The sequence below is a fragment of the Fretibacterium fastidiosum genome, from assembly GCF_964642095.1.
Lineage (GTDB): Bacteria > Synergistota > Synergistia > Synergistales > Aminobacteriaceae > Fretibacterium > Fretibacterium fastidiosum.
The window spans coordinates 2,056,041-2,075,871 of sequence record NZ_OZ209244.1 but is presented as its reverse complement, the minus strand read 5'-3'; the positions used below and the strand labels follow the sequence as shown (position 1 = coordinate 2,075,871).

Annotated in this window: 17 protein-coding genes; 5 read left to right on the top strand and 12 right to left on the bottom strand. The window is 66.1% G+C overall.

All coding sequences use genetic code 11. From position 1 onward, the window contains the following. Position 1: 1 nt before the first annotated feature. From ACK28C_RS09325 to ACK28C_RS09305, 5 genes are all read right to left on the bottom strand, one after another. The gene (locus tag ACK28C_RS09325) at positions 2 to 649 is read right to left on the bottom strand and encodes a nucleoside triphosphate pyrophosphatase (RefSeq protein WP_015557113.1); all 648 of its coding nucleotides are present in this window, start codon (positions 647 to 649) and stop codon (positions 2 to 4) included. Between the two features lie 10 nt (positions 650 to 659). After that, positions 660 to 1,460, bottom strand: a complete 801-nt coding sequence (locus ACK28C_RS09320) for an undecaprenyl-diphosphate phosphatase (protein WP_243440684.1) — start codon at positions 1,458 to 1,460, stop codon at positions 660 to 662. Positions 1,461 to 1,546: 86 nt separating this feature from the next. Further along, on the bottom strand, positions 1,547 to 3,313 hold the full coding sequence (locus ACK28C_RS09315; RefSeq protein ID WP_208873842.1) for a ribonuclease J: 1,767 nt from the start codon (positions 3,311 to 3,313) through the stop codon (positions 1,547 to 1,549). Positions 3,314 to 3,639: 326 nt separating this feature from the next. Next, on the bottom strand, positions 3,640 to 5,076 hold the full coding sequence (locus ACK28C_RS09310) for a Na+/H+ antiporter NhaC family protein (RefSeq protein WP_015557114.1): 1,437 nt from the start codon (positions 5,074 to 5,076) through the stop codon (positions 3,640 to 3,642). A gap of 306 nt (positions 5,077 to 5,382) precedes the next feature. Continuing rightward, positions 5,383 to 6,102, bottom strand: a complete 720-nt coding sequence (locus ACK28C_RS09305; protein ID WP_015557115.1) for a Bax inhibitor-1/YccA family protein — start codon at positions 6,100 to 6,102, stop codon at positions 5,383 to 5,385. Between the two features lie 356 nt (positions 6,103 to 6,458). Here ACK28C_RS09305 and greA point away from each other — a divergent pair, with 356 nt between their 5' ends. From greA to ACK28C_RS09280, 5 genes are read left to right on the top strand one after another with little or no spacing between them, the layout of a single operon-like run. Then, positions 6,459 to 6,941: a transcription elongation factor GreA gene (gene greA, locus ACK28C_RS09300; RefSeq protein WP_409152088.1), complete on the top strand. Its 483-nt coding sequence runs from the start codon at positions 6,459 to 6,461 to the stop codon at positions 6,939 to 6,941. An 18-nt stretch (positions 6,942 to 6,959) separates the two neighbouring features. Next, entirely contained in the window at positions 6,960 to 8,159 is a 1,200-nt protein-coding gene (locus tag ACK28C_RS09295; protein WP_208873844.1) for a glycosyltransferase, read from the top strand. Positions 8,160 to 8,164: 5 nt separating this feature from the next. Then, a complete protein-coding gene (locus tag ACK28C_RS09290; protein ID WP_015557116.1) occupies positions 8,165 to 9,142 on the top strand; it encodes a glycosyltransferase family 9 protein in 978 nt (325 codons plus the stop codon). Continuing rightward, entirely contained in the window at positions 9,139 to 10,275 is a 1,137-nt protein-coding gene (locus ACK28C_RS09285) for a hypothetical protein (protein ID WP_015557117.1), read from the top strand. The genes ACK28C_RS09290 and ACK28C_RS09285 overlap by 4 nt, the downstream gene beginning before the upstream one ends. Before the next feature lie 7 nt (positions 10,276 to 10,282). Beyond that, positions 10,283 to 11,323: an NAD-dependent epimerase/dehydratase family protein gene (locus tag ACK28C_RS09280; RefSeq protein ID WP_409152087.1), complete on the top strand. Its 1,041-nt coding sequence runs from the start codon at positions 10,283 to 10,285 to the stop codon at positions 11,321 to 11,323. A gap of 362 nt (positions 11,324 to 11,685) precedes the next feature. On the opposite strand, the gene ACK28C_RS09275 is transcribed toward ACK28C_RS09280, so the two are convergent. The 7 genes from ACK28C_RS09275 to rbfA form a co-directional block, all read right to left on the bottom strand. After that, a complete protein-coding gene (locus ACK28C_RS09275; protein WP_208873846.1) occupies positions 11,686 to 13,398 on the bottom strand; it encodes an SH3 domain-containing protein in 1,713 nt (570 codons plus the stop codon). A 228-nt stretch (positions 13,399 to 13,626) separates the two neighbouring features. After that, positions 13,627 to 14,610 carry an L-threonylcarbamoyladenylate synthase gene (locus ACK28C_RS09270; RefSeq protein ID WP_015557118.1) on the bottom strand — a complete coding sequence of 328 codons (984 nt, stop codon included), beginning with the start codon at positions 14,608 to 14,610 and terminating at the stop codon, positions 13,627 to 13,629. Positions 14,611 to 14,617: 7 nt separating this feature from the next. Beyond that, positions 14,618 to 15,754 (bottom strand): tRNA guanosine(34) transglycosylase Tgt, encoded by a 1,137-nt coding sequence (gene tgt, locus ACK28C_RS09265; protein ID WP_015557119.1) that lies wholly within the window; start codon positions 15,752 to 15,754, stop codon positions 14,618 to 14,620. Next, positions 15,747 to 16,529: a TatD family hydrolase gene (locus tag ACK28C_RS09260; protein ID WP_015557120.1), complete on the bottom strand. Its 783-nt coding sequence runs from the start codon at positions 16,527 to 16,529 to the stop codon at positions 15,747 to 15,749. The genes tgt and ACK28C_RS09260 overlap by 8 nt, the downstream gene beginning before the upstream one ends. After that, positions 16,523 to 18,442, bottom strand: coding sequence for a tRNA pseudouridine(55) synthase TruB (gene truB, locus ACK28C_RS09255; RefSeq protein WP_015557121.1), 1,920 nt, complete (start codon positions 18,440 to 18,442; stop codon positions 16,523 to 16,525). The genes ACK28C_RS09260 and truB overlap by 7 nt, the downstream gene beginning before the upstream one ends. Then, entirely contained in the window at positions 18,417 to 19,433 is a 1,017-nt protein-coding gene (locus ACK28C_RS09250; RefSeq protein ID WP_243440735.1) for a bifunctional oligoribonuclease/PAP phosphatase NrnA, read from the bottom strand. Before ACK28C_RS09250 ends, truB begins: the two co-directional genes overlap by 26 nt. Then, positions 19,426 to 19,830, bottom strand: a complete 405-nt coding sequence (gene rbfA, locus ACK28C_RS09245; RefSeq protein ID WP_208873848.1) for a 30S ribosome-binding factor RbfA — start codon at positions 19,828 to 19,830, stop codon at positions 19,426 to 19,428. The genes ACK28C_RS09250 and rbfA overlap by 8 nt, the downstream gene beginning before the upstream one ends. Between the last annotated feature and the right edge of the window lies 1 nt (position 19,831).

Genomic DNA, 19,831 nt, shown 5'->3' with positions numbered 1-19,831 from the left:
CTCAGAAACCGAAAGAGCGTTCTTCCACGCAAACGCCGGGCCGGTCCCATCCCAGCATCCCGTTCAGACAAAAGCCGAGGGACTCCATCATCTGGCCAAGGCGACAGAGGGGGAGCCCCACGACGTTGAAGTAGTCTCCCCGAATCTCAGAGACCAAAAGCGCCCCACGCCCCTGTATCGCGTAGGCCCCCGCCTTGTCGTCGCCCTCGCCCGAGGCGGCATAGGCGCGGACGGCCTCCTCGCTCAAGGGGCGAAAGGTGACGGAGGTCCGCTCCACGCAGGAGAGAAGCCGTCCTCGCCAGGAGACGGCGAGCCCGGTCATCACCTCGTGGGTCCGTCCCTGAAGCCTGTGCAGCATCGCGCAGGCCTCGCGGCGATCCGTCGGCTTGCCCAGCGCCAGGCCGTCGATGGCGACGACGGTGTCCGCCGCGACGACGGGGAGGTCGCTGTCCGCAGCGCAGGCCCCGGCCTTGAGGCGGGCGAGGCGCTCGCAGAGCTCCGCCGGCCCTTCCCCCGGACGGTGGGACTCGTCCACGTCCGGCGACAGGACATCGAGGTCCCATCCCAAATCGGACAACAGGGCCCGACGGCGGGGGCTGCTGGAAGCCAGCCTCACGCGCAGGGGCACGACAACAGGTCGCTCCGTCATGAGGTTCCCCCTAAAAGAGGTCCAGGGCCACGAGGATGGCGGCCGATCCGACCAACAGGCAGTAAAGCCCGAAATACGCCCACCGCCCGGACAAGACCAGGCGGCGCAGAAGGCGAAGCGAGAGCCACCCCAGGACAAAGGCCACCGCGGCCGCCCAGGCCCAGCCCTCCGGAAGCGCGGCGACCGTTCCGGCGCGATGGATCTTCAGGAGCTCCAGGAGCGTCGCCCCTAGGACCGCGGGGATGGAGATCAGGAAGGAGAACCGAAAGGCCTCGCCGACCGCAAGCCCCATCAAAAGTCCCGCTGCGATCGTCGCGCCGGAGCGGGAGATTCCGGGCAGGACGGCCGCGCCCTGAGCCAGGCCGACGACGATGGCCGCAGCGGCGCGAAGCCTCCCCTGCCGGTCCGCGAAGAGGGGCGTCAGGGCAAGGATCGTCCCCGTCAGGAGCAGCCCGCCGCCCACGGCGAGGGGCGAGGTCATGGCCCGTTCCACCGTCCCCTTGAGCGGCAGCCCCACCAGGGCGGTCGCGGCCGAGGACAGCAGGATGAACCAGCCCATCCTCCACCCCTCCCGCTCCCGTTCCGCGCTGAAGAGGAGCCCCCGCAGCCATTGTCCGGCGATCGTGACGACGTCCTTCCAAAAGAAGACGAGGACAGCCAGCATGGTGGCGCAGTGCAGGAGGACGTCGAAGGACAGGAGCCCTCCCTGGTCAAGGCCAAAGAATATCTGAAACAGGGCGAGGTGCCCGGAACTGCTGATGGGCAAGAACTCACAGAGCCCCTGCACGGCGCCCAGCACAAGGGTTTCCACGTTAAAAGCCACCGCTGCATCACCTCAAACGTCAAACCAGGGAATAATCCGCAAAACCGTCCGCCGGCCGGGCGCGCCGCATCCCCCTAGAAAAAGTCCTTCTCCATCCATGTGTCGTCCGCCCCGTGGTCCTCCCCGATCACGGAGATGACGGGCAGGACCACGGCATAGGAGTAGTTTCGGCGCCGCAGGACGTCGCGGACCCGGCTGCGGATGACCTTCGCAACGGCTTCCCGATCGACGGAGCGACTGCCCGCGAACTCCCTGATGCCGCGCTCGGCGGCGGCCCGGATCTCGTCGAACACCCGCTTGTGGTCGTCTGAGATGAAGACGCCCTGCGTCTCGATCGCCAGGGGGGCCGCCAGCGCCCCCTTTTCGCCAAGGGTTGCCGCAACCACCAGCACGCCGTCCTCGGCCAGGTCCCGACGCTCCCTCACGACGTCGCTCTTCAGCCCGCCCACCGCGTTTCCATCGATCAGGACCGCGCCCGACGGCACGTGTCCCTTCAGCTTCGGCTGGAGCCCCTTCGTGAAGGTGAGCACGTCGCCGTTTGCCATGATGAAGACGTTCCGGGGGGGAACCCCCACCTCCTGAGCCAGCTGGGAGTGGCGCACCAGATGGCGGTATTCCCCGTGGACCGGGACGAAATAGTCGGGGCGCACCAGGTTCAGGACGATCTTCAGCTCCTCCGAGGAGGCGTGTCCGGAGACGTGTATCTGTCTGCCCGGCTCGTAGACCACCTCGCAGCCCAGCGCGAACAGGCGATTGATCGTGTTGTTGACCAGCTTCTCGTTGCCTGGAATGACGGACGCCAGCAGGAACACGGCGTCGTGGCTGCCGAGGGTGACCATGCGGTGTTCCCCGCGGCTCATCATCACGAGGCCGGAGAAGGGCTCCCCCTGGCTGCCCGTCGTCATGATGACCAGCTGGTTGTCCGGGACCCTGCCGATGTCCTCGACGGGGACGATCATCTTCTGGTCCAGCTTGAGGTACCCCAGCTCGCGGGCCAGCTCCACGTTGCGGATCATGCTGCGGCCCAGGAACGCGATCTTGCGGTTGAAGCGCATGGCGACGTCCACGACCTGCTGAACGCGGTGGACGTTGCTGGCGAAGGAGGAGATGATGATGCGCCGAGACCTGTAGTTGCGGTAGAGCTGGTCCAGGGTGCCGCTGATGATGCGCTCGGAGGGGGTGAAGCCCGTGCGCTCCGCGTTCGTGGAATCCGACGTCAGGAGGAGCACTCCCTTGTCTCCCTCCTCGGCGAACGCGCCGTAGTCCGTTATGCGCCCGTCGATGGGGGTGGAGTCCAGCTTGAAGTCCCCCGTGTGGACGATGCGCCCCAGCGGCGTCTCGATGGACAGGGCCACGCCGTCCGGGATGGAGTGCGCGACGGCGATGAAGCGAACCTTGAAGGGGCCGATCTGGACGACGTCGCCCGCCTTGACCTCGTTGAATTTCGGCCGGAAGTTGGGCAGGTCCTCCTGCAGCTTGTTCTTGATCAGCCCCAGCGTCAGCCTGGTCCCGTAGAGCGGGACGTTCAGCCGCGGAAGGACGTAGGGGAGCCCTCCCGTGTGGTCCTCGTGCCCGTGGGTGATGAGGACGGCCAGGACCTTCTCGCGATTGGCCTCGAGGTAGGAGATGTCGGGCACGATGTAGTCGATGCCAGGAAGCTCCTGGTCGGGGAACATCAGCCCGCTGTCGATGACGATCATGTCGTCCCCGTACTCCACCACGTACATGTTCTTTCCAATCTCGCCGAGCCCTCCCAGGGGGATGAAGCTCAAGTGCTCCTTGCCCTTCCCAACGCCGGACGCCCTGGGCCTCCGGCGCGACCGTGCAGTTTTCTCTGCCATGAATGCGCATTGCCTCCGTAAATTTATTTATGTCCGTAAATTTATTTATGATTGATACCGTCCGCCGCTCTCAGGCAGACCTGCGTTCACTACGAATCGCCCCGTTCGGCTGCGAGCGGGGGCCGACGCCGGCATGTCCGCCCCTCGCAGCTTCATCTTATGGCGTCCTCATCTGCCGAGCGAAAACAAACTTCACTTTCACTCAACAATACTTTTACTCGACGATCTTGATGGTTTCCCCTGTTACTTGAAACCCCACCCGCAGCGCGGGTCAATTCCTGCCGTCGCGGTCGGGCCCACTCGCCCTGCCGCACAGCGGGAAAGGCTCACTCCCCCTGCGACGCCCTCTTCTTCAGTATCTCAGAACCGTCATTTCGGCCAATCCCAAGGAAAATCGAGGCGAACATCACGAACATGAGCACGTAGCCGTAGACGACGAACGGCGTAACCTGAATGGCCGCCAGGGGCGCTTTCGTCCCCGACGCAAAGCTGATGGTGTAGATCACGGCAGGGGTCCAGGGCATGGAGTAAACGAGCGTGTTGGACTGCGCATCCAGCAGGTTCGCCGCCCGATATCCCGTGAAGCCGTACTTCTCCGACAGCGGTTTGGCGAAGGAGGCGCCAACCGCCAGGATCGCCGGGGCGTTCAGCCCCATCACCGCCGACAGGATGATGACCATCAGGGAGATCACGACCTCCGCGCCGCAGGCGGTGGAGGCCACCGTCCCCAGAGCGTTCAGGAGTTTTTTGTCCCCCCCGCCGGCGCGCATGATGGCGATGGAGCCAAAGAGGAGCAGCGCCAGGATACAGACCTGAAGCATACTGGCCAGGCCCATGTAGAAGATGCCGTCCACCGTCCGGTCCAGCCCCTCACCGTGAACCGCGATCAGGGCCGTTTGCGCGGGATTGACGGCGTCGACCTGCAGAAAGTCAAACTGGCCGGAGGCCACGCCAACCACCGCAGCGGCCACAATGCCTATCGTCGTCGCGATGATGATGTCTCCCGTCCTCATGGCCATAACAAGCGTTAAAATCACCGCCGCAAGCATCCAGAAGGCCCTGGGGTCGTAAGAGAAATTCGCGTTGACCGCGGAGGCCGCTGTGTCCAGTTTCGTGGAGAGAAAGACGGTTATCGCGATGGTAATGCAGGCTGCGACAAAGGAATATTTGAACCGGGAGCGAACGACACCGGGCACATCCACCCCCTGCGAGGTGGCGGAACAGATGGTGGTGTCCGAGACGGGGGCCAGGTTGTCGCCGAAAGCGGCGCCCGATATGATGATCCCGGCCAGGAGGGCAGGATGACAGCCCAGCTCGACGCCCGCCGGGTACAGGACCCCCATGGCCGCCGCGATGGTGCCAAAGCCGGTGCCGCTGGCCGTGGCGAACAGGCAGGACGCCAGGAAAGTGATGACAAGGAACGCCGTGCTCCCCACGCCAAGCCCTGCAGCGTAGCCGGCAATGGCCGCCGCAAGTCCGGAGACGCGCAACAGCCGGGAGAACACGCCCGCCCACAGCCAGCAGACCACCGGCGTGATCGCCTCCCTGCTGGCGATGCCGGAGATAACCACATCCGCGTAATGCGCCTTATCCCTGGAGAAAAAGAAGGTGACGATCAACGCCAGAAATGCAGGAACCCAGAGAGCTCCATCGGAGATGGACCCCCAGAAAAATGTCGTCAAAAGGATCAGGGAAAGAAAGATCACAAACGGTAAAAACGCCATCCATTCCCCGCCGTAAAACTCCAGTTTCCTGTCACTCATGCCGTTTCCTCCTCAAGAGTTCCGCTAAAATGCCGTCCTGCGTGGACGGGGACAATCCATGCCATCTTAAAAGCTGTCGTGGGGTGGACGTCAACTTGGCCATACCGCACCTGCGGTGCCTTTTGTACCTGCACCCCCGGCGCCCGCCCTGTCCACTTCGGCAGCTGGCGACAGCAAAGGCGGCCTCGAACGGACTCGGCTCACCCTGCCGTCCATAAAGCAGGGAGTCCCCGTCTCGCCGCGACGGGGACTCCCTGCTTATTTTAACCTAAAGCTCAGTTTCTTGCCAACGATATCGAGCGATCGTCAGCGGCGCTTTCCAAAGAGGCGCAGAAGGTAGAGGAAGATGTTGATGAAGTCGAGGTAGAGCGAAAGGGCGCCCAGGACGGCCACCTTGCGGATCGTAACGCCGTCCTCCCCGTCCTCGATCTCGTCCCCCATCCGGCGGATGGCCTGCGTATCATAGGCGGTCAACCCCAAAAAGACGATGACGCCGATGATGCTGCTCACGAACTCCACCATGGTGGACCGGACGAACAGGTTGACGAGGGCGGAGATGATGAGCCCGAAGAGCCCCATGTACAGAAAGCTGCCGAGCGACGTCAGGTCGCGCCGGGTGTAAAGCCCGTAGACGCTCATGACGGCGAACATCCCCGCCGTGGAGAAGAAGGCGGCGTACACGGACTCCTGAGCGTAGATCAGAAGCACCCCCGAGCAGAGCAGGCCGTTCAACACGCTGTAGATCACGAACAGGGCCGACGCGGCGCCGGCTGAGATGCGCCGGATCCCCGCACTCAGCGCAAACACGAGGCCCAACGTGGCGACGGCGACGACGATGAGCGGCATCGGCGAGCCGTAGAACACCCTCATCAGGGTCCCGTTGGACGCAACCCCGTAGGCGGTGACGGCCGTCAGGATCAGTCCGATCGCCATCCATTGATAGACGCGACGGAAAAGCGCGTTGACCAGATCGACGCGCGAGTCCGCGACCGAGTAGGAAAGCTCCCTGGTAAACTCCTGCGACATTGCAATCTCCCCTTTACGAAAATAAAATTCGATGTCCTGTCTTAAAGCCGGTGCCCCACGAGCGCTTCGAGGTCCCCAGGGCCACAGCGGCGGGGGCAAGCCCCACGCGCTCTCTAGGTTGAGTTTATTTTATCAAACCACCAATCCGAACGCCATGGGGCGAAAGGCGGAGCGACGGCGATCTCAAAACGTCCCCTTCGCTGCCTTCGTGGACGAAGCGGGAGCAGCCGGGCCCTGCGCGCGCTCAAGGCCTGTCGCCCGGAGGGTTGAAAAATATGTTAAAATACGCCCCAGCCAATGATTTCGGCGGCACTGGACCGGATCGTGGAGACAGAGCTTTCAGGAGGCTTCAAGTGGTGAGCAGGAAAAACGACAATCAATCGGTGGTGACGCGGAGCGGTTTTGAGAGCATGACGGCGGAGCTGACGAACCTTCGGACGGTCCGTCGGCTGGAGGTCGCCCGTCAGCTCGAGGAGGCCCGCGCCTTCGGCGACCTCAGCGAGAACGCGGAGTACGCGGCAGCCAAGGACGAGCAGAGCAGGGTCGAGGGGCGCATCATGGAGCTGGAGGTGATGCTCTCCAAGGTCAACGTCGTCGATGAGGCCAACCTGGACACGAATCGGGTGGGCATCGGCCTGACGGTTTCGCTTCAGGACCTCGACTCGAAGAAGGACTACACGTACACCCTGGTGGGCTCCGAGGAGCTCTCCAGCTCAAACAAGGAAAGCACTTCGGCGGTGCAGCGCATCTCCCAGAAGAGCCCCGTCGGCCAGGCGATCCTCGGACACGCCATCGGCGACGAGGTCCACGTCAAGATCCCCGCGGCACGCGCCGATTGAAGATCACGAGCATCGACCGTGGCGGCATCAAGGCAAAAAGGAACTGACGCTCCGGAACGAGCGGCGTTTCCCAGAGTCCTCATCCTCTGCCCCGACCTTGAGATCGGCGGGCTTCAGCGCGTCGCGGTGAACCTTGCCAGAGGGCTTTCCGACCTGGGCGTCCATCCCCTCTGCCTCGTCCTCCGTCGGGGCGGGGCCCTCCGCAGCCTCCTACCACAGACCATCGAGGTCCATGAACTCGGCTGCACCAGCCAACCCCTTGCCCTGCTCCTCCCCACCTCCAAACTGGGCCGGGCCCTCAGGGCAGCGCAATCGGACGTCGTGATCTCCCTCGGACACACGACCAACCTGCTGGCCGCGTGGGCAAAGGTGCTGTGGGGCTTCCCCTTCTCCCTCGTCGCGTCGGAGCACAGCACGCTCAGCCAGCGCATCGCGGACGGCTCGGCGCTTTCCCGCCTGCGGCGGAGGCTCCGCGCCCGATCCCTCTACCGCAAGGCACGCTGCGTCGTCTGCGTGTCGCAGGGCGTCGCGGAGGACCTGACGGCCCTTGGCGTCGTCCCCGCCGGGAAGGCCCGCGTCATCTACAACCCCATCGTGGCCCCCTCCATGCTTGAGCAGGCGAAGGCTCCGGTGGACCACCCGTGGATGGGCGGGGAGGTCCCCGTGCTGCTGGCCGTGGGTCGTCTGGTGGCCCTGAAGGCCTATGACGACCTGCTGCGGGCCTTCCAAATTCTCCGGGAGGAGGCCGGCTTCGCACCTCGCCTCGTCCTCCTTGGGGAGGGCCCTGAGCGGGGGCGGCTTGAGGCGTTGACCGCAACGCTCGGCCTGGAGGACTGCGTGTGCTTTGCAGGACGTCAGACGAATCCCTACGCGTGGATGGCGCGGGCTTCCGCGCTGGTGCTTTCCTCTCGCTGCGAGGGGTTCGGCAGCGTCCTGGCGGAGGCCATGGCCTGCGGAACCAACGTCGTAGCCACGGATTGCCGAAGCGGACCGCGGGAGATCCTGGAGGGCGGTCGGTGGGGACGTCTGGTCCCCGTGGGCGACGTTTTGGCGCTTGTGCGCGCAATTCGGGACGCGCTCCTCGATCCCCTGCCTCGCGCGGACCTGATCCGGGCCGCCGAACGCTTTTCCGTGGCCAGGTCCGCCGCTCTGTGGCGCGACCTCATCCTCGAGGCGGCGCAGGACGACGGCAGATTGCAAAAGAGCGGAGAGGGGTAGGAGCCATGAGCATCGTTCGTCCGAAGGACGGGGACAGGGTGTTGTGGATTCGCTTCAGCGCCTTCGGGGACGTGCTGCAGTGCGCCGCCGGCGCGCGGGCCTTCAAGAGCGCCTTTCCCGGCACGCGGCTGACGTTCCTGACGCAGAAGGAGTACGGCGGCCTCCTCGGCAGACAGCCGTACATCGACGACCTCCTCTTCTGGGACCTCAAGCGCCCCTGGAGCTTTTTCTCCGTCATCCGCCGGATACGCGGCCGATACCAGTGGCTGGTCAGCCAGCACCGGGGCGCCGCCGCCGCGCTCACCGCCCTCCTCAGCAAGGCCCCCATCCGGCTGGGCTACAACAGCGGACTTCAGTTCGCCTACACCACGACGCACTGGGAGTACCTGGACGCGCTGGGGGTGGACTTCACCAGCCGCCCCGAACCGGCCATCTTCACGACGGAAAGCGACAGGGCTCAGGCGCAGGCCATGCTGAAGCCCCTGCCCTCCCGGCGCCTCTTCTGCATCATCGGCGCCAGCAAGCCCCAGAAGTTCTGGCCCATCCCCCACTGGATCGACTTCCTTCGTCCCCTCGTCGGCGAGGGGTGGGGCGTCGTCCTGAACGGGCACGGCACGAGGGAGATGCAGACGGCCCAGGAGATCGTCGGAGCGCTCGCAAGCCCCCTCGTGCTGAACCTCGTGGGGAGGGCCGACTTCCCCCTCATGGCAGCCCTGGCGCAGTCCTGCGCCGCCGCCGTCGGCAACGACACAGGCCCCCTCCACCTGGCCGCCCTCGTCGGGACGCCGACGTTGGGCTTCTTCGGCGTCACGGACGCCTGGGAGATGGGCTTCCGCATGCCCTGGTTCCGGGAGGTCCGCGTCGCCTGTCCCCTCGCCGGCTGCCGAAACTACGGCTGCCCCAGGGACTGCCTCGCGGACATTGCGCCGCAGCGGGCCCTCGCCGCGTTCCAAAGGATGCGGGAGGAGCTCTCGATCCGATGAGGCTGACCGTGACGGCGCTCTGCGCTCTGCCGGCACTCGTCCTGCTGGCCCTGATCCTCAAGAGAAAAAGTCCGGGACAGCTGCTCTACGGCCTCGTCCGCGAGGCGGAGAAGGGCCTGCGCCACGTAGGCCTCTGCGTTCCGTCGCTTCGCTTGTGGGTCATGGAGCGGAACCCTCAACGGATCTGCCGCTCCCCCTTCGCCCGCCTGAACGGGGCCGTTCCGGATCACTCCCCCATCCTCCTGAACCTGCCGACCTCCGACGGGTCCGGCGAGGCCACGCACCCCGACATCCTCCACGTCCCCCAGGGCTGGGGGGCCGGAGGCTGGACGTGGCTCATGGCCATGACGCCCTACCCCCTTGGGACCGACTACCACGAGAACCCGGAGTTCTGTGTCTCCTACGACGGCATCCAGTGGACGGTCCCGGAAGGGCTGCACCCTCCCCTGGCCCGAGTCCCGCTCAAGCCGCGGAACGGGGCCCGCGCGGAGTTCCACTCGGACCCCTCGCTCCTCCTGAAGGAGGACGGCGAGCTGCTGTACTACTATCGCTGGACGGCGGTCTTCCACTCGGAGACGGAGAACCGGATACTGTTGACGACCTCCCGGGACGGGGTCCACTGGACGCCGCCCGAGGCGGTTCTGGAGGAAAGGCGCCCCACGGGGCTGGACCGTAAGTTTCTCTCGCCAAGCGCGCTGGTCCTGAACGGGAAGTACGCGCTCTGGACGGTGGACTGCGAGGGCGGAGAGCGCTTCATCGTTCGGCGCTCAGGCCCCGACGGGCGCCGTTGGGGCGATCCGGTGCACGCCGCGGTCAGCTCGCCGTTCCCCGTGAACGCCCCATGGCACCTCGACGTGGTCGACGACGACGGGGTCCTCCGCATCCTCCTGACGACGGCGGCCGAACGCGGCTACGAGGCGGAGCTCTTCATGGGCAGCGGCGACGGGCTTTCATGGAAGGTCGAAGGAAAGCCCTTCACTCCCGCCTACCACTTTGAGGGAAAGAGGGTTTACCGATCCTCGCTGGTGCCCCTGGGCAGCGGACGGCACCGCATCTATTACTCCGCCCTGTCCCTCAGCGGAACGTGGAACGTCGCGATGCTGGACGCGGCGACCGAGAAAGACAACAGCTGAAAAGGAGATGACGTCATTGAGCGAGAAGCCGACGTCGCAGTATCGAACGCTTCACCCGATGTTCCCCGCGCTCCAGGGGAAGGAGCACCGCTGGCTGGTCACGGGGGCGGCCGGTTTCATCGGTTCGCACCTTGTGGAGGCCCTGCTCTCCATGGGACAGAGGGTCACCGCACTGGACGATCTCAGCGTGGGGCGACGGCGAAACCTCGACCTCGCCGTCGAGGCGGCCGGGCCCGACTCCGGCGCCCGCCTTCGCTTTATCGAGGGGAGCATCACCGACCCCGAACGGTGTCTGGAGGCGGCCGAGGGGGCCGACTTCGTCCTCCACCACGCGGCCCTGGCATCCGTGCCAGGCTCCATAGAGGCCCCGGATCGGTTCAGCCTTGTCAATGCGGGGGGGTTCGTCAACGTCCTGGAGGCCGCGCGAAAGGGAGGCGCGCACCGGGTGGTCTACGCCTCTTCGAGCGCCGTCTACGGGGACGCTCAACGCCTCCCCCAGATCGAAGCGGAGACGGGGGCCTGCCTTTCCCCTTACGCGCTGACCAAGGCCGTAAACGAACTTTACGCCAACCTCTGGACCCGCCTCTATCACGTTGACTGCATCGGCCTTCGCTATTTCAACGTCTTCGGGGCAAGGCAGGACCCCGAAGGAGCCTATGCCGCAGTCATCCCGCGCTGGATCGACGCCGTCCGAAAGAGCGAATCCCCCGTCCTCTATGGGGACGGGACGGCAACGCGGGACTTCTGCCCTGTCTACAACGTGGTCCTGGCCAACCTTCTGGCAGCCCTGACCGACGCTCCGGACGCAGCGGGCGGCGTGTTCAACGTCGCCTGCGGGAAAAGCGTCACCCTGAACGAGCTCCTGTCGCTCGTCGCAGCCAACTTCGCGCCCGGCTGCACCGTCCAGCCGGTCCACGAGCCGGAAAGGAAGGGCGACATCCGCCGCTCCTCGGCATCCATCGAACGAGCCGCCCGTATCCTTGGCTACCGCCCCCTACAGTTCCTCGAGGATGGCCTGAAGGCGCTTGCCGCTCAGGCGTCCGATTGACGCATCGGGAAGCCCCGCCCCTCAGGAACAGGGCAAAAAGCGGTCGATAACTGTCATACCAATTCGCGTTTAATATGAACCACCTCCCCTTTCAGGGGAGGTGGTTCGCGTCAGCGAACCGGAGGGGTTGTTTCTCAGGCTCAACACCCCCCAGCCCCTTCGGGGCAGCCCCCCTTGCAGGGGGGCCTTTCTTTCCCTTTAGACGCAAATTGGTATCAGCCTTCACGTTGTCCTTTGGCGCGCGACGGCTCGATTGCGTCGATGCGTCGGCAGGGAAACTCCAAGTGCCGGCCCCGCACCAGGTGCACACACGAAAAGAGGGGGCCTCGCCCCCTCTTTTCGTTCGCATTGACGCGCGCCCTCTATCGATCGGTGTCCACCGTGATATTCTGAACCAGTCCGTCCTTGCTCAATTGAAAGGTCAGGGACGCCTTTCCTCCCTCCCGGTACTGAAGCTGTCGCTGAGAAAGGGACGTGGGGTAGCCCATGGCCTTAAAGAGCGCCTCCTGCGACATGCCGACCCTCAGCTTATTGGGCAGGTCGCGCTTTGCCGAAACCTTCAGGTGCGTGACCTCCTCGCCGGAAAAACCGGCGCTCACACCGGGCCACTCCATGACGGCATCCGTGTTCCTGGTGGGCTGTCCCAGCTTCTGCGTCAGAGCGGCGCGATCCCCTCCAAAGGCCACGATGAAGGCTGCGGCATACCCTGTGGGCAGCGGGGCGCCCAACGGCTGAAGGTATCGGCCAAAGATCCACCCCTCCCTCTCGCCGGAACGAATGCGATACCACGTTCCCTTAAACTTGCCCGCCTGTCCCTCCCAGGCGTCCGTTATGGACACGACCGTGTTCACCGAAAGGCGCGCCAGGGACTTGGATGAGGTCGAGTGATCCTCCCGCAGGTTCACGTCCGTTCCCGTCGTGACGCCGCGCTTCAGGGAGAGGTCCGGAGAGAAGGAAGCCAGGATACTCGTCAGGTCCCTGACGGGGGCGACGGGTTGGACCACGGGGACGTCCTCCGATTTTTTCTCGCTCTCGATGACGATGTCGGGCTGGACAAGGGGGGGCAGGTCGTCCGGCGGAAGCTTCCGAAGCCCCAGCAGGAACCACAGGGTGCCGCCCACGAGGGACATGAGCAGCAGGAAGCCCAGCGCCCGTCGGCCGGCGGAGCTGCGGCGCCTCTTGCGACGCCGCGTGTACTGCGAGAACTCATGGTAGGCGGCGTCGGGCTCAACGTCGAGGTCGATGGGGCGGCGCGGAAGGCTCAAGTCCTCCCGAACGGGACGGACGATCACCTTGTGGGGCAGGAGGGGCTCTACCCGTTCGTACAGAGCTTCCTCGTCCTCGTATTCGTTCCCTTCGTCCCTGTCCACGGCAAGCGGTCGGGCGGCTGCGCGTGGAGCGTCCGCCTCCGGCGCGGAGCGTTCGGCTTCAAGATCAAGCTCTTCCGGCTCAAACGCCTCGGACTCGGATGGCGGCACAGCCTGGACCCTCTCTACGGGCGCCGCTTCCATCGCCAGGTCGGATTCCGGGCCGACCGTCTCCTCCCGATGTTCCTGGACCTGGGCCGGAATGTGGAGGCCCGCCCCACAGTTGGGACAGAAACGGTGTTCGATGGCCACGGTCGCCCCACAGGTCGGGCAGGTCTTGGAGGTCCGCCGCCTGACCTTACCCTCCTTTTCGGCCGGCTCCATCGGGGCGGCGGGATGCGCCCCACGTTTCGATTCGCGGAGGCGGCTGCGCTCAAAAGCCACTTCGTAATCCCGCTCGTCCTCTTCGTCCTCACCTTCGTAATCCCCGGCGTCGTCGTAGTCGTAGTCGTATCGGTCGGGGTCGGAACGCAGGAAGAAGGAAAGCAGGGCACAGAAGAGGAAAATTCCGCCATATATCCAGATTTCCCTGGGTGCGAAGGAGCAGAGGGCCGTCCCCATGGCGAAAAAGACGGCGCTCCATCGGCTCCTGTTGAACGCCAGGAGGCCTCCTATCATCGCAGGGATGACGGAGGCAAGGGGCATGGAGGCCCGCCAGATGGGGAGGACGTCTGCCGAAGGCACGCCCGACAGCGAACTCAAAAGCATAAAAAGTCCGTGAATAATGGATGTAACCGCCGCTCCAATGGATAGAGCAAAAATAGTCCAACGCATCAATCATTCCTCCAGGGCAGAGATCTCCCGTCCCGTCGGCCCCTGGCCTCCGCGACGACCGTCCTCCGGCTGATCCGCTCACCATGCGCCGCCCCCTGACGGCGTTCCGTCAAAACTTTAAACGAAAACGAAGAAAGCGCAAGGGCCTTATTACCCGTGCGGTCACGCCTGCTCCGCGCGGCGGATCCGATCCCGCAGGCCCAGCCCAACCCCCGCGGCGGGCGGCCACTCCGCGACGATCCCCAGCAGCCCCTCCGCCTCGAGGGCGCGAAACCCCGAGAAGAGCCCCCGCGCATAGTTCTCGACCGACTCAAAGCGCAGCACCCTCCCGAAGCGCGCCGGGGGGACGGCAAGCCCCATGAAGCCCCATCGTTCCAGCTCCATCCCCACCATTTCCGCCATTTCAAAGGGGGCCTCCGGATGCCACACCCTCACCGGGATCGTTGGGGCATAATGGCGATACCGTGTCCCCGGTGAGCGCCGGCTGCTCCGGCCGTCCGGACGCCTCAGAGGCTCGCCCAGGAAGGCCTCGATTTCCTCCGCCGGCATCCCGCCCGGCCGCAGGAGGAGCGGAAGTTCCTCGCTGACGTCGATCACCGTGGATTCGATGCCGACGGAGACGGGTCCGCCGTCAAGGATCATCTCAATTCTGCCCCGCAGGTCCCTCCACACCGTCTCCGCGTCCGTCGGGCTGGGGCGCCCGCTGACGTTGGCGCTCGGCGCCGCCAGGGGGAAGCCCACAGCGTCGATCAGCGCAGAGGCTACCGGATGGCTCGGCATTCGCAGGGCGGCCGTCGAGAGCCCTCCCCGCGCCTCCATGGGTACGACGTCCCGGGCCCTCAGCACCAGCGTCAGGGGTCCGGGCCAGAAAGCGCGCATCAGCCGCCGCGCCCTCTCGTCCACGCAGACGAGAGGCTCCGCCTGCTCCACGCGAGAGAGGTGGAGGATCAGGGGGTTGTCCGAGGGGCGCCCCTTGGCCCGGTAAATCCCCTTCACCGCCTCCGGGTTCAGCGCGTTCGCCCCAAGCCCATAGACCGTCTCCGTCGGAAAGGCCACCAGCCCTCCGCTCCTCAACACCTCCGCCGCACGGGCCAGAATCTCCCCGCTGGGGTTCCACGGGTCCAACTCGATCCTCAGCGTCTCCATCCCGCAGTCAGCGCTCCCCTCCGGCGTCCCTTCCCGGTCCGTCCACAAACTTCGCGTTGAACTCGGCGCGAAAGGCCGGAAAGGTCCCGTCGAGGATGGCCTCCCTGGCCCTGGCAGCGAGGTTCAGCGTGAAGCTCAAGTTGTGCAGCGTACACAGCCGGGCCGCCAGGATTTCGCCGCAATGATAAAGGTGCCTCAGGTACGCGCGGGAAAAACCACGGCAGAGGCGGCAGCCGCACTCCGGATCGATCGACCCGAAATCGTGCTCGTACTGCTTCCCCTTAATATTAACACGTCCAAAGGACGTAAAGAGCGTCCCGTTGCGCCCGTTCCGCGTGGGGAGGACGCAGTCGAACATGTCCACCCCGCGGGCGATGCCCTCGACGACGTTGGAGGGGTAGCCCACCCCCATGAGGTAGCGGGGCTTCTCCCGCGGCATGACGCCGTTCAGCAGGTCCAGAACGTGGTACATCACCTCATGGGGCTCGCCGACGGACAGCCCCCCGATGCCAAAGCCGGGGAAGCCCAGCTCAATGATCTCCTCCGCGCTGCGGAGCCGGAGGTCGTCGTAGACGGAGCCCTGCACGATGCCGAAGAGCGCCTGGTCCTCCCGCCTGTGGGCCTCCTGCGAGCGGCGGGCCCAGAGCGTGGTGCGGACGAGAGCGGCCTCGGCCTGTCCGTGGTCCGCGGGGAAGGGGCCGCACTGGTCGAAGCACATGGCGATGTCGCTGCCCAAAAGCTCCTGGACGCGCATGGACCACTCAGGCGACATCACGTGCCTCGATCCGTCGAGGTGCGATCGGCACACCACCGCCTCGTCCGTCACCCTGTTGAGGTCCGCCAGAGAGAAGACCTGAAATCCGCCGCTGTCCGTCAGGATGGGGTGGGCCCAGCTCATGAAGCGATGCAGGCCCCCCGCCTCCGCCACCAGCTCCGCGCCGGGCCTGAGGTAGAGATGGTAGGTGTTCCCAAGGACGATCTGCGCGCCGATCTCCTCCAGCTCCCAGGGCGCCATGGCCTTCACCGTAGCCTGAGTGCCCACCGGCATGAAGACCGGCGTCCGGATCACGCCGTGGGGCGTGGTCAGCTCCCCCGCCCTGGCGCCGGTCTCCGGGCAGACGGCAAGGACCTTGAACTCAAACATGCGCTTCCCTCCCCCAGCCGAAGAACCCGTCCGCGTTGCGCGCAATCTGGTCCGCAAGCTCCTCCGGCGGCACACCCCGCGCCTCCGCCAGCGCCTCATAGACGTAGCGCACGTAGGCCGGCTCGTTGAGCCGCCCTCGAAAGGGGACGGGCGCCATCCAGGGGCAGTCCGTCTCCGTAAGGAGGCGATCGGCCGGGATGAGGCGCGCCACCTCGCGAAGCTCCACGCTCCTCTTCCAGGTCACGGCGCCGCCCAGGGCGCAGAGCGCTCCCAGGCCCAACGCCTCGTCGAGGAACTTCAAGCCGCCGTCATAACAGTGAAAGAGCAGCTTGAGGCCCCGAAAGTCCCTGAGGATCGCAAGGGCGTCCTCCATGGCCTCGCGGACGTGCAGGACCACGGGCATCCCAACCCCTTCGGCCCAGGCCAGCTGCCGCCGGAAGACCTCCCGCTGCACCTCCCGCGGCGAAAGGTCGTAATGGTAGTCCAGCCCCATCTCCCCAAGGGCCAGAGTGCGGCAATCCCCCGCCAGCTGCAGCAGCTCCTCCGGGAGGGCCTCCGCGTAGCGGGAAGCCTCATGAGGGTGAATCCCGACGGCAGCCCAGGCCCCGCGGCCTTCAAAACGATGGGCCATCCGGACCGCCTCACGGCTGTCCTCCAGGTCGCAGCCCACGATCAGCATCCGCCCCACGCCCGCGGAGGCGGCCCGCTCCACCAGGGCCTCAGCGTCCTTTCGCAGCTCGTCGGAGTTCGGGTGGCAATGGGAATCGATCAGCATTTGGCAAGCCTCCAGGTCCTCGGCTCAAAGGCGTCCTCCGCCTCCATGGACGCCAGGGATTCGGCGAAGGCGGCGTAGAGCGGGGCGCGCCCGGCGAGCTCCTCACGCCCCGCCTCGCGGCAGCGCTCGACGTCCCGCGCGATCTGTGCCGCCAGCGCCTGCGCGTCGGGGAAGCGGGTCATGGGGCGCAGCCGCCGGATCAGGAACACTGGCAGGTCCCGTCCGTAGAGGTCACCCTCGAAGTCGAGGAGGAAGACCTCCGCCCTCGTCTCCCGAACGTCCCCAAAGGTGGGGTTCCCGCCCACCGAGAGCGCCCCGCAATGCCAGCGTCCGCCGATGGGGACAAGGGCGGCGTAGACGCCCTCGCCAGGGCGGGTCAGCGCCTTCGAGAGGTCTACGTTCGCCGTCGGGAACCCCAGCTCGTGCCCGCGCCAGTCGCCGTGGACCACCGCCCCCCAGAAGAACCAGGGGAAGCCCAGGACCTTCGCGGCCAGCGCCGCGTCCCCCTCCATGACGGCGCGACGCACCTCCGTGCTGGAGAGGCGAAGCCCGCCGCAGGTCAGGAGCTCCACGGCCTCCGCGGGGAGCCCATCGTCCCGGCAGAGGGAGATCAGCGCTTCCGCCGTGCCCTCCTGCCCGCGGCCAAAGCGGAAGTTGCGCCCCACAACCACCCCGCCGACGGGGAACGTCCCCCGCAGCCGTCGCCAGAAGTCGGAGGGTGAAAGGTCCCGGACCTCCTCGTCGAAGTTCAGGACAAGGAGGCGGGGGACCCGCAGGACGCGGCGGATCAGCTCACGCTCTCGGAGGGTGAAGAGCGTTGCATCGAGTTTTCCCAGAAAGACCCCTGGGTGAGGCTCAAAGGTCACAGCGCCCCAATCCTCGTCCAGGAGGGCTGCGAGGTCCCGCGCCCGCTCCAGAAGCCGCGCATGCCCCCGGTGAAATCCGTCGAAGGCCCCGATGGCGAAGATCGGGCCCCGCGCGACGGCGGGGCGCTCCGCCCCGTCCTGAAGCAGGACGTTCGCGCGGGGCCTCAGCACCGTCCCGTTGCCCTCGTCCCGCCGGTCCACGAAGCTCAAGAGTCCTCGGCCCTCGGCGCAGAACGCCTGGTCCGGCGGGACCGGCCCCGGGACGTAGCGGCCCGCCCCAACCAGCGGGACGGGAAGGCCATGCAGCAGCGCCGCCTCAGCGGCCCCGGACAGCTCGACGCGGTGAAACAGGCGGGACACGGCACTCAGAGGTTGAAGCTTCAGGCGACCTTCGCGCAGCAGGACCTCCGCACGGTCCGGAGACAGGGCCGCATCCACGTGAAAGCCCCCCGTGGACAGGCGCCTCAGGGACTCGATGCAGGCCCCGCAGCCCAGCCGCTCCCCGATGTCCCGCGCGATGCTCCGGACGTAGGTCCCCTTGCCACAGAGGACCTCCATGTCAAAGCACCCCTCCTCAAGGGCCGACGTCCGACGGATGGACCGGACGAAGACGGGCCTGGGCCGAAGGGCGACGTCAAGTCCCGCGCGCGCCAGCCTGTGGGAGGGGCGCCCCCCCAGCTTCAACGCGGAAATCTCCGGTGGGCGCTGCATACGCCACCCGAGGAAGGAGAGGAGGACCCGGTCAACGTCTCCGGCAGACACGCGGCTCGCGTCGCCCCGGTGGAGGACCCTCCCCGAATGGTCGCAGGTGTCCGTAGCTTCGCCAAGGCGCACCCGGGCACGATAGAGCTTGGGCAGCATCATGACGTAGTCCGAGGCGCGGGTGGCCGCGCCGACCAGAAGGACGAGGAGCCCCGACGCCGTGGAGTCCAGCGTCCCCGCGTGCCCCATGCGCGTCCCCCTCCCGAGGAGGGCGCGCAGGTGCCCCACGCAGGTCGTGCTCCGCATCCCCAGGGGCTTGTCAATCAGCAGGAGCCCACTCAGCATAGTGATCTTCCAAAAGCTTCGGGATCGTCTCAAGGTAGCCTGCAAGGTCGCCGGTCAACGTCGCGCCCGCCGCGCGGGGGTGGCCGCCGCCGCCAAAGGAGCGGGCGACCTCCGCCGCGGGGAAGATCCCCCCGCGGGATCGAAAGCTGGCCTTGATCTTCGCGGGGCTCAGCTCCGTCAGGAACACGGCCAGGCGGACCCCGTGGATCTTCATCAGGCTGCCGGGGAGCCCCTCCGTATCCGACGCCTCGGCGCCGACCGCCTTGAAGTCCTCTGGCCCCAGCCACCCCAGGGCGAAGACGTTCCCCGGTCCGAACACCCGGACGTGAGAAAAGGCGCGCCCCCACAGGGCGACCCCCGCCGGCGTGCGCGTCTGGTTGATCTCGTCGTCAACGACGTCCGGCTCCACGCCGAGTTCGATGAGCTCCGCCACCAGCCGGTGCGTTTCGGGGGACGTGTTCGAGAAGGTGAACCCGCCGCTGTCCGTCCATATCCCGACGTAGAGGCTCTGGGCGATGCCCCGCGACAACGGCCATCCCCCCATCCTCAGGATGCGAAACACCAGTTCGGACGTCGAGGAGCTTCCGGGATCGACGCAGTTCGTCGTGCCGAACAAGGTGTTGTCCTCGTGGTGGTCGATGTTGAGCACCCGCACTCCGGGGGCCGGGGCGGTGAAGTCCTTGACGCTCCGCTCCACGTTGGCGCAGTCCAGAAAGACGTAGAGCTCCTTCGGATCGCTGAAGCTGAAGGGGACGGGGCACAGCGCGTAGTGTTCCGTGTGGTCGAGGAAGCGGTAGGCGGGGGTGACGGCCTTGTCAAGCCCCATCCAGCGGACGTACTTCCCCTGGAGCCGTCCCGCGCCAAAGAGCGCGGTGAGGGAGCCCAGGGCGTCACCGTCCGCTTTCTGGTGGGTAAAGAGCGTCCAGGAAGGGGCCTCCGCCAGGAGGTCGGACACCCGGCGCAATTCCTCCAGGGAAGGACCTTCAATCATTCGGCTCACCCGCCCCTTCCTCCGCTGTGTCAGGCTCCTCAGACCCGGCGACAGCGGAATCCATGCCCAGGCGATTCAGGATGCCGTCGATGCGCTCGCCGTAGTCCGCGCTCTCGTCGGGGACGAAGTCGAGGGACGGGATTCGGCGCAGCTTCAGGACCTGTCCGAGAAGCGTCCGAAGCGCGCCCCGAACGCTCGCCAGCTCCTCGCGGAGCTCCCTCCTCCGCTCCGGGGTCAGGGCGGTGAAAAAGACCTTTGCGACGTCGAGGTCCCGGCTGCAGTCCACGCCGGTGATGATCGCATCCTTCACCGCCTCCTTCTTGATCCGGCTCTCAAGAAGGAGGGATATCTCCCGTTGAAGCTGCTTGTTGATCCTGGCCATACGAAAAGTACCCAAA

Coding starts and splice junctions, on each gene's coding strand:
- ACK28C_RS09325 (WP_015557113.1), bottom strand. CDS start 649: ATGACGGAGCGACCTGTTGTCGTGCCCCTGCGCGTGAGGCTGGCTTCC.
- ACK28C_RS09315 (WP_208873842.1), bottom strand. CDS start 3,313: ATGGCAGAGAAAACTGCACGGTCGCGCCGGAGGCCCAGGGCGTCCGGC.
- ACK28C_RS09310 (WP_015557114.1), bottom strand. CDS start 5,076: ATGAGTGACAGGAAACTGGAGTTTTACGGCGGGGAATGGATGGCGTTT.
- ACK28C_RS09305 (WP_015557115.1), bottom strand. CDS start 6,102: ATGTCGCAGGAGTTTACCAGGGAGCTTTCCTACTCGGTCGCGGACTCG.
- ACK28C_RS09290 (WP_015557116.1), top strand. CDS start 8,165: ATGAGCATCGTTCGTCCGAAGGACGGGGACAGGGTGTTGTGGATTCGC.
- ACK28C_RS09285 (WP_015557117.1), top strand. CDS start 9,139: ATGAGGCTGACCGTGACGGCGCTCTGCGCTCTGCCGGCACTCGTCCTG.
- ACK28C_RS09280 (WP_409152087.1), top strand. CDS start 10,283: ATGACGTCATTGAGCGAGAAGCCGACGTCGCAGTATCGAACGCTTCAC.
- ACK28C_RS09275 (WP_208873846.1), bottom strand. CDS start 13,398: ATGCTTTTGAGTTCGCTGTCGGGCGTGCCTTCGGCAGACGTCCTCCCC.
- ACK28C_RS09270 (WP_015557118.1), bottom strand. CDS start 14,610: ATGGAGACGCTGAGGATCGAGTTGGACCCGTGGAACCCCAGCGGGGAG.
- tgt (WP_015557119.1), bottom strand. CDS start 15,754: ATGTTTGAGTTCAAGGTCCTTGCCGTCTGCCCGGAGACCGGCGCCAGG.
- ACK28C_RS09260 (WP_015557120.1), bottom strand. CDS start 16,529: ATGCTGATCGATTCCCATTGCCACCCGAACTCCGACGAGCTGCGAAAG.
- truB (WP_015557121.1), bottom strand. CDS start 18,442: ATGCTGAGTGGGCTCCTGCTGATTGACAAGCCCCTGGGGATGCGGAGC.
- ACK28C_RS09250 (WP_243440735.1), bottom strand. CDS start 19,433: ATGATTGAAGGTCCTTCCCTGGAGGAATTGCGCCGGGTGTCCGACCTC.